General features: G+C 66.5%; 7 protein-coding genes and 1 pseudogene. 5 read left to right on the top strand and 3 right to left on the bottom strand.

Going from position 1 to position 8298, the window contains the following annotated elements; all coding sequences use genetic code 11:
- Positions 1-282 precede the first annotated feature (282 nt).
- Positions 283-606, bottom strand: a pseudogene (locus AC04SI_RS28590) (winged helix-turn-helix transcriptional regulator); the annotation flags it as partial.
- A gap of 30 nt (positions 607-636) precedes the next feature.
- Positions 637-1107, bottom strand: coding sequence for an Lrp/AsnC family transcriptional regulator (locus tag AC04SI_RS28585; RefSeq protein ID WP_404283975.1), 471 nt, complete (start codon positions 1105-1107; stop codon positions 637-639).
- Positions 1108-1206: 99 nt separating this feature from the next.
- Here AC04SI_RS28585 and AC04SI_RS28580 point away from each other — a divergent pair, with 99 nt between their 5' ends.
- On the top strand, positions 1207-2403 hold the full coding sequence (locus AC04SI_RS28580) for a diaminopropionate ammonia-lyase (protein WP_404283973.1): 1197 nt from the start codon (positions 1207-1209) through the stop codon (positions 2401-2403).
- Between the two features lie 12 nt (positions 2404-2415).
- A complete protein-coding gene (locus AC04SI_RS28575; RefSeq protein WP_404283971.1) occupies positions 2416-3570 on the top strand; it encodes a M20 aminoacylase family protein in 1155 nt (384 codons plus the stop codon).
- Positions 3571-3801: 231 nt separating this feature from the next.
- Here the strand turns inward: AC04SI_RS28575 and AC04SI_RS28570 are convergent, their stop codons facing one another.
- The gene (locus AC04SI_RS28570; RefSeq protein ID WP_404283969.1) at positions 3802-4470 is read right to left on the bottom strand and encodes a GntR family transcriptional regulator; all 669 of its coding nucleotides are present in this window, start codon (positions 4468-4470) and stop codon (positions 3802-3804) included.
- Between the two features lie 285 nt (positions 4471-4755).
- Between AC04SI_RS28570 and AC04SI_RS28565 the strand changes: the two genes are divergently transcribed.
- The 3 genes from AC04SI_RS28565 to AC04SI_RS28555 are packed head-to-tail and all read left to right on the top strand — an operon-like array spanning position 4756 to position 8293.
- Positions 4756-6450, top strand: a complete 1695-nt coding sequence (locus tag AC04SI_RS28565; RefSeq protein WP_404283967.1) for an IlvD/Edd family dehydratase — start codon at positions 4756-4758, stop codon at positions 6448-6450.
- Entirely contained in the window at positions 6447-7373 is a 927-nt protein-coding gene (locus AC04SI_RS28560) for an amidohydrolase family protein (protein WP_404283966.1), read from the top strand. Before AC04SI_RS28565 ends, AC04SI_RS28560 begins: the two co-directional genes overlap by 4 nt.
- A complete protein-coding gene (locus AC04SI_RS28555) occupies positions 7370-8293 on the top strand; it encodes a dihydrodipicolinate synthase family protein (protein WP_404283964.1) in 924 nt (307 codons plus the stop codon). Before AC04SI_RS28560 ends, AC04SI_RS28555 begins: the two co-directional genes overlap by 4 nt.
- Positions 8294-8298: the final 5 nt, after the last annotated feature.

The following is an 8298-nucleotide window of genomic DNA, read 5'->3' as shown; positions in this document are numbered from 1 at the left end:
CCAGATCAAGGCCCACGGTGGTAATCTGCATGGCGGATGGCTCCTTAGCTCGGGTTGCCTGACAGCAAACCCACTGTGGCACTGTGATGCCGGGAGCGGGAGCCATCCACCTCATCTGCTTTCAGGAACCGGCAAAAGTTATCTCTACGGACGACATGCGGCGCAAAGCGGCCAACGCGGTGCCGCAGTCGAATGTCTGCTTTCGGGCAACGGTCAGCAACGTCGTTGCGGCCAAGATGGAGGTCGAACCAGTCGTTCGGAATGATTGGGTCTTGACCCACCTTACGCAGCGCGCTTGGGTTCCAACGCGAACGGGCTGAGGCCGAGCCAGGTCTGCATCTTCCTGCCGATGGCCTGGTCGCCGGTCAAGGCGACCTTCGCACCGGCCTTCTCGACCGTCGTCAGCCCCATCCAGATCGCCGTCATCGTGTGCAGGTCGGTCGAGACATAGAGGTCAACCTCGAAGCCCGGATCGTACCAGCACAGGTCGACCTCGCCATGCTTCTCGACGATCAGCCACCACGAGCGTTTGGACGCCGGTAGCTCCTGATACAGAAACTGTATCACGGTCCGTCCCTCGGGCAGGGGCGAGGGGTTCAGATTGCGGGAGATTGGCAGCTCCGACGCGCCGCCACCTCACACCGGCACTTCCAGCCCGACCTTCACCCGGTCCATGGCGACGAAGGTGCGGAAGCGTTTGACGTTGTTGTTCTCGAAGAACAGCCGCCGGGTCAGCGCCTCATAGTCGGCCATCGTCGCGACGGTGATGACGAGGATGAAGTCGGCATCTCCCGTCACATAGTAGCATTGCTGCACCTCGGGCACGGCGATGAAGCTGCGCTTGGCGGCGTCGATCAGCTCGGCCCGTTCGCTCTCCACCTCCACCTCGACGAACAGTGTGATCGGATGGCCGACCTTGGCCGGGTCGACCAGCGCGACATTGGCGCGGATGATGCCGGTTTCCTCCATGCGCTTGATGCGCCTTTGCACGGCCGGCGCCGACAAATTGACCGCTTCGCCGATGACCCGCTGCGGCGTCGTGTTGTCCTTCTGCAGGATGGCGAGGATGGCGCGGTCGAAGCTGTCGAGGCTTTGCGAAGCGGGCATGGCGACATCCAGACGAAACAAACTTGCAATCAGATGGTCGAAACAGAGCGCAATTCTCATCCGCCTTGCAATAGATTTCAGCGCTCAAGGGAATAGACCATGCTGCTGCTCAACCGCCGTCCTGAACATCGCCAGCCGCTGGTGGCGGCCGACGCCTCTGCGCTCGGCCTTGCCGGGGCCACCGAGGCCGAGCGTTTCCTCTGCCTGCGCGAGAACCATGCCGAAACGCCGCTGCATGCGCTGCCGGCGCTGGCCGCCGAACTCGGCGTCGGCTCGCTGCACGTCAAGGATGAAGGTTTGCGGCTCGGGCTCGGCAGCTTCAAGGCGCTGGGCGGCTCCTATGCCGTCATCCGGCTGGTGCTGGAGGAGGCTTCAAAACGGCTCGGCCGGACTGTCGACGTCACTGAGCTGAATGAAGCCGACGTGCGCGCCATTGCCGCCGGCATGACCTTCGTCTGCGCAACCGACGGCAATCACGGCCGCTCGGTGGCGCAGGGTGCCGGCCTGGTCGGTGCCCGCTCGGTGGTCTTCGTCCACTCCGGCGTCAGCGCCGAACGTGTAGCGGCAATCGCGCGCTTCGGCGCCGAGATGGTGCGGGTCGACGGTGGCTATGACCATTCGGTGAGGCAAGCCGCCGAGATCGCCGCCGCGCGCGGCTGGACCGTCGTCTCCGACACATCCTGGCCGGGCTATGAGCGCATTCCCGGCCTGGTCATGCAGGGCTACACGGTGATCGTGCGCGAGGCGCTGCGGCACCTGCCCAAGCCACCCACCCATGTCTTCCTGCAGGCCGGCGTCGGCGGTTTCGCTGCGGCCCTAGCAGGCCATCTCGCCGTCGTGCTCGGCGAGGACAGGCCGACGGTGACGGTGGTCGAGCCCGCGCGGGCGGCCTGCATCTACGCCACCGCCGAGGCCGGTCGTCCGGTGAAAATCCCGCATGATGAGCCGACCGTGATGGCGATGCTCGAATGCTACGAGGCTTCGCCGGTTGCCTGGCGCGTGCTGTCCAGGGTCGGTGATGCCTTCATGACGGTCGAGGAGGACGACGCGGTGGCGGTGATGAACCGGCTGGCGCGGCCCTCTGGGGACGATCCGGCGATCGTCTCCGGCGAGAGCGGCGGGGCAGGGCTCGCCGGGCTTATCCGCGCCGCGGCGTCGCGCGACACGCGGGCAGCCCTCGGCCTCGATGCAGGTTCCCGCGTGCTGGTTATCAACACCGAAGGCGCCACCGATCCCGGCCGCTATGCCGAGCTGGTCGGCATGGCGCCAGAGGATGTCCTGCTGCAGACTGCGTGAAGGCGGATGACCATGGCCGAACTCGATCAGGAAAACCTCCATCGCGACATGACCGCATGGCGGCATGAATTGCACGCCCATCCCGAATTCGGCTTCGAGGAGAAGCGCACCGCGGCCTTCGTCGCGCAAAAGCTGCGCGAGTTCGGGCTGGAGGTCGCCGAGGGGGTCGGCGGCACCGGCGTCGTCGGCACGCTGACCAAGGGCAGCGGCAACCGCGCGATCGCGCTGCGTGCCGACATGGATGCCTTGCGCATCGCCGAACAGGGCACGATGACCTACCGCTCGCAGACCCCTGGTACCATGCATGCCTGCGGCCATGACGGCCACACGTCGATGCTGCTGGGTGCTGCCAAACTGCTGGCCGGCGAAGGCGGCTTCGACGGTACGGTGCGCTTCATCTTCCAGCCGGCCGAGGAGTGGGGCAGGGGCGCGCTCGCCATGCTGGACGATGGCCTCATCGAGCGCTTCCCCTTCGAGGAGATTTTTGGCCTGCACAACATGCCGGGCCTGCCGGTCGGCCATTTCGAGACCCGCGCCGGGCCGATCATGTCGGCGGAGGACAATTTCGAGATCGTGCTGAAAGGCGTCGGCGGCCATGCGGCGCGGCCGCATTCCGGCAGCGAGACACTGGTCGCCGCCTGCGCTTTGGTCACCGCCCTGCAGACCATCGTCTCGCGCCGGCTGAGCCCGGCCGATATCGGCGTCGTCTCGGTGACCGAGCTGATCACCGACGGCACCCGCAACGCGCTGCCCGGGCTGGCCCGCATCCTCGGTGACGCCAGGAGTTTCCGGCCCGAAGTCAGCGCCGCGATCGAGAAGCAGATGCGCAAGATCGCCGAAGGCACCGCGCTGGCGCACAATGTTTCGGCCGCGGTCACCTACACGCGCGAATTCGTGCCGCTGGTCAACGATGCCGCACTGGTCGACGAGGCCTTCGTGGCGGCCAGGAGCGTGCTCGCCGGCGATGCCGTAGGCGTCGCGGCGGAGCCGATGACCGGCTCGGAAGACTTCGCCCGCTTCCTGACCCATGTGCCGGGCTGCTTCGTCTTCCTCGGCAACGGCGATAGCGCGCCGCTGCATAATCCGGCCTACGACTTTAACGACCAGGGACTGCTGCATGGCGCGCGTTTCCACGCGGCGGTGGTTAGGAGGCGGCTGCCGGGGTGAGGTCGTAGCCGGCGAGCCGAGAGGCCGAAATGTCGGCGCTTGAACACCCCCCTCTGTCCTGCCGGACATCTCCCCCTCAAGGGGGGAGATTAGATTTCACTTCGGCTTTCGCCAATCTCAAGCACTGCAGGAAGGCCGGAGCTGCCAATCTCCCCCCTTGAGGGGGAGATGTCCGGCAGGACAGAGGGGGGCGCGAAGGAACGCGACACAGGGTGAGTGGCCCCAAGACTCCTAAATCCCATCGCCCGTCTTCTCGATCTCCTGCAGATAAAAGACCTTGCTCGGCTGCAGATGGTCGACGCAGAGCTGGGCCAGCACCCAATTGTCCTTGCGCTTCATCGCCTCGATCATGAACCAGTGGTGCTGGCGCGAGACTTCGAGCTTGTCGCGATCGGCCAGCGAATTCGCCCGCACCGGCAGGCTGAGCCGCATGTAGTGGTCGATCGACGACACCAGATAGTCATTGCCGCAGGCCGAGAACATGGTCAGGTGGAACCGGTCATTGGCCTCATGGATGCCGCGCAGATAGTGGGCGTCGACATGGGCGCTGTAGACCCGGTGGATCTCCATCAGCTCCGCGATCAAGGCATCGCTGGCCGGCAGCGGGATCATCAGCGCTGCCTGGCGCTGCAACAGTTCGCGCACCTCGTAGATCTGCCGCACCTCGTCCGGCGACAGGCGCCTGACCATCGCGCCCTTGTTGCGCTCGCGGGTGACGACGCCGAGTTTTTCCAGCTGGTAGAGCGCCTGGCGGATTGTGTGGCGCGAGACCGGGAAGCGGGCGAGCAGCACGTCCTCGACCAGCCGCGTGCCGGGCGCCAGCTTTCCGAAGATGATGTCTTCCTCCAGCGCCTTAACGACGTCGGCTTCCTTGCCGCCATAGTCTGCCATGTTGAGCATTGTGTCGTCCTCGCGCCGTCTTGTGGGCCACTCTAGCCGCAGACCGAGCCTTCCCGCAACTTGCAGCAAGGGCTTCACATAATCGATAATATGTGCGCATAGGCAAGGGATATTGCCTGATTTGGCGTATCTGGTAGAAATCGGAAGCAAGGATTATTGACAATAATGGCCGCTTGCCTATGGTGCGACGTCAGCGGTGGCCCTCGCTCCGGCGACGCGGTCCCGATGTCTGCGCAAATTTGAGTCCACAGGTGTCGATTGGTCTATCGCGGCCTCAGAAAGGGAGTGACCAGCTACGGCGACGCGGCCTTTTCGCTGTTTCTGCGCAAGGCCTTCATCAAGGCCGCCGGCTACTCCGACGATGCGCTGGACCGGCCGATCGTCGGCATCGTCAACACCGCCAGCGACTACAATCCCTGCCACGGCAATGCGCCGCAGCTGATCGAGGCGGTCAAGCGCGGCGTCATGCTGTCGGGTGCGCTGCCGATGGTGTTCCCGACCATCTCGATCCACGAATCCTTCGCCCACCCGACCTCGATGGTGCTGCGCAATCTGATGGCGATGGACACCGAGGAGATGATCCGGGCGCAGCCGATGGATGCTGTCGTGGTCGTCGGCGGTTGCGACAAGACCTTGCCGGCGCAGATCATGGGCGCGATCAGCGCCGACCTGCCGACGGTCGTGGTTCCGGTCGGGCCGATGGTGGTCGGCCATCACAAGGGCGAGACGCTCGGCGCCTGCACCGACTGCCGCCGGCTCTGGTCGGGGCATCGCGCCGGCGAGATCGACGCCGCCGAGATCGATCTGGTCAACGGCCGGCTGGCCCCGTCCGTCGGCACCTGCATGGTGATGGGCACCGCCAGCACCATGGCCATCATCGCCGAGACCATCGGCCTCACCGTGTCCTTTGGCGCCTCGATTCCGGCGCCGCTGGCCGAGCGGGTCCGTTCGGCCGAAGCATCGGGCCGGGTCGCCGCCGCGCTTGCCGTCAGCGGCAGGCCGTTTCCCAGCGAACTCGTCACCCCGGCAGCACTGCGCAACGCCATGGTCGTCATGCAGGCTATCGGCGGCTCGACCAACGGCATCATCCATCTCGCCGCGATCGCCGGCCGGGCAGGGTACGCGATCGATCTTGCCGAGTTCGACCGGATCGGCCGCGAGGTTCCAGTGCTGGTCGACCTGAAGCCTTCGGGCGAGCACTACATGGAGCATTTCCACGAGGCGGGCGGCGTGCCGCGCCTGCTCGCCGAACTCACCGGCTTCCTCGATCTCACGGTGCCCGTCATCGGCGGCGGCACGCTTGCCGACAGGGTGATGAAGCGCGAGCACATGCACGACCAGCATGTCATCCGGCCGCTCGGCCGGCCGTTGAAAGCGCAAGGCGCCATGGCCGTGCTGTCGGGCAATCTCTGCCCGCGCGGCGCCGTCATCAAGCATTCGGCGGCGTCGCCCGCGCTGATGCAGCACACCGGCCGCGCCGTGGTTTTCGAATCGGTCGCCGACCTTGCCGAGCGCATCGACGATCCCGATCTCGACGTCGCCGCCGACGATGTGCTGGTGCTGCGCAATGCCGGGCCGAAGGGCGCGCCCGGCATGCCGGAGGCCGGCTACATTCCGATCCCGAAGAAGCTCGCCGCCGAAGGCGTCAAGGACATGGTCCGTCTGTCGGATGCGCGCATGAGCGGCACCGCCTTCGGCACCGTCATCCTGCATGTATCGCCGGAAGCCGCCGCGGGCGGTCCGCTCGCTTTGGTGCGCGACGGCGATCGGATCAAGCTCGATGTCGCCGGGCGGCGCATCGACGTTCTCATCGACGACGCGGAACTGGCCAGGCGCGCCGCCGCGGCACGCCCCGCCGTCGAGCGGCCCGAACGCGGCTATGCCCAGCTCTACCATGACCACGTGCTGCAGGCCGACCAGGGCTGCGACTTCGATTTCCTCGTCGCCAGGCCGGCGCACGGCGAGGGGGCTGACGAATGAACGCGGAACGGCCCGGGATCAGGACGGAACCACGGCTCTGCCTGCCGCCGCTGACGCCGGTGCGGCGCGACGCCAACCGCCTGCCGCCGGGAACCTGCGACACCCACGCCCATGTCTTCGGGCCGGTCGCGCGCTTCCCGCTCGACCCTGGCCGCGGCTACACGCCTTCGCCGGTCACCATCATCGACTACCGCCGGGTCATGGACGCCTATGGCATCGAGCGCGCGGTGCTGGTGCACCCGAGCGTCTACGGCTTCGACAACAGCGTGCTGTTCGAAGCGTTGGAGACCATGCCCGACAGGCTGCGCGGCGTGGCGGTGATTTCGCCCAAGGCGCCCGAAACCTTGTTCGCCTCGGCGCACCGGCTCGGCGTGCGCGGCCTGCGCATCAATCCGCGCAATCCGGCCGGCCTGTCGATGAAGGATTTTCACGCTGTCGCCGAGCGCGTCAAGCCGTTTGGCTGGCACATCCAGCTGCAGGTCGACATCGAGGATTTTTCCGATCTCGGCCACGTCGTCGCCGCTGCGGACGTTCCCGTCATCATCGACCATTTCGGCTTCCCCGAGCTGGCGCGCGGCCCCGATGGCCGTGCCTTTGCCGAGCTGGTCGAACTGGCGGCCGCCGGAAAATGCATCGTCAAGATGTCGGCGCCGTATCGCGTCGCCCCGGATCGCTACGCCGCGCTCAAGCCTTTCGTCGAGCGCCTCGTCGACCGCGCACCGGCCGCGCTGATCTGGGCGCTCGACTGGCCGCACACCGAATGCTTCGAGGCGGTGCCCGACGACGGCGCCATTCTCGACCTCGTCTGGGACTGGCTGCCCTCGGAAGACCTGCGCCGGCAGGTGCTCGTCGACACGCCGCGAAACCTGTTCTGGGCAGACGGCGAGCCCGCTTCAACCAAAGCCTCCGGATCCAAAGCATGAAGACCCTGAAAGGCGTCATTGCCGCCACGCCCACGCCGCTCAATGCCGACCTGTCGATCGACACCGACCGCCTGATCGGCCATTGCCGCTGGCTGCTCGGCGACGGCGGCTGCGACGGCATCAATTTGCTCGGCACCACCGGTGAGGCGACCTCGTTCTCGGTCGAGCAGCGCATCGCCGCGATGCGGGCGGTGGCGCAATCAGGCGTTCCGCTGCAGCGCATGATGGTCGGCACAGGCGCCTCGGCGCTGGCCGACGCGGTGGCGCTGACCAGGGCCGCGCGGGAGCTGGGTTTCGCGGGAGCGCTGCTTCTGCCGCCCTTCTACTACAAGGGCATCGATGCCGAGAGCCTGGCCAATCATGTCGGCGAGGTGATCGCCAATGCCGGCCCGTTCGGCCTGAAGATCTACCTCTACCACATCCCGCAAAACACCGGCGTGCCCTTCGCCGCCGAAGCCATTGCACGGCTGCGCGAGCGCTATCCCGACATCGTCGTTGGCCTCAAGGATTCTTCCGGCGACATCGCCTTTTCGCGCTCCTTGGCCGTGCAGTTTCCGGGCTTCGACGTCTTTCCCAGTTCCGAAGGCAGCCTGACCGAATGGAAGAGCTCGCGCTTTGCCGGCTGCATCTCGGCCACCACCAACGTCACCGGCGCGCTGTCGCAGATCGCCTGGTCGGATCCCGACAGCGAGAAGGGCCGCCAGGCGGCGGCTTCGGCGATGGCCATTCGCGGCGTGCTCGGCGGCTTCCCGCTGATGGCGAGCGTCAAGGCGGCATTGGCCGCAATGACCGGCGATGGCGGCTGGGAGCGGCTGATGCCGCCGCTGCGCCGCCTGTCGCCGGCCGAGCGGGCAGAACTGTTTTCGCGGCTGGGCAAGACCGATTTCGCCGCACAGCACGCGCCGGCCACGACCGGCTGAGACAC

The organism is Mesorhizobium sp. CNPSo 4689 (assembly GCF_057784325.1).
This window is presented reverse-complemented; position numbering and strand designations above follow the sequence as displayed.

Excerpts from the sequence above, each read along its gene's own strand:
- AC04SI_RS28560 (WP_404283966.1), top strand. The coding sequence starts at position 6,447 with ATGAACGCGGAACGGCCCGGGATCAGGACGGAACCACGGCTCTGCCTG.
- AC04SI_RS28575 (WP_404283971.1), top strand. The coding sequence starts at position 2,416 with ATGGCCGAACTCGATCAGGAAAACCTCCATCGCGACATGACCGCATGG.
- AC04SI_RS28585 (WP_404283975.1), bottom strand. The coding sequence starts at position 1,107 with ATGCCCGCTTCGCAAAGCCTCGACAGCTTCGACCGCGCCATCCTCGCC.
- AC04SI_RS28570 (WP_404283969.1), bottom strand. The coding sequence starts at position 4,470 with ATGCTCAACATGGCAGACTATGGCGGCAAGGAAGCCGACGTCGTTAAG.
- AC04SI_RS28555 (WP_404283964.1), top strand. The coding sequence starts at position 7,370 with ATGAAGACCCTGAAAGGCGTCATTGCCGCCACGCCCACGCCGCTCAAT.
- AC04SI_RS28580 (WP_404283973.1), top strand. The coding sequence starts at position 1,207 with ATGCTGCTGCTCAACCGCCGTCCTGAACATCGCCAGCCGCTGGTGGCG.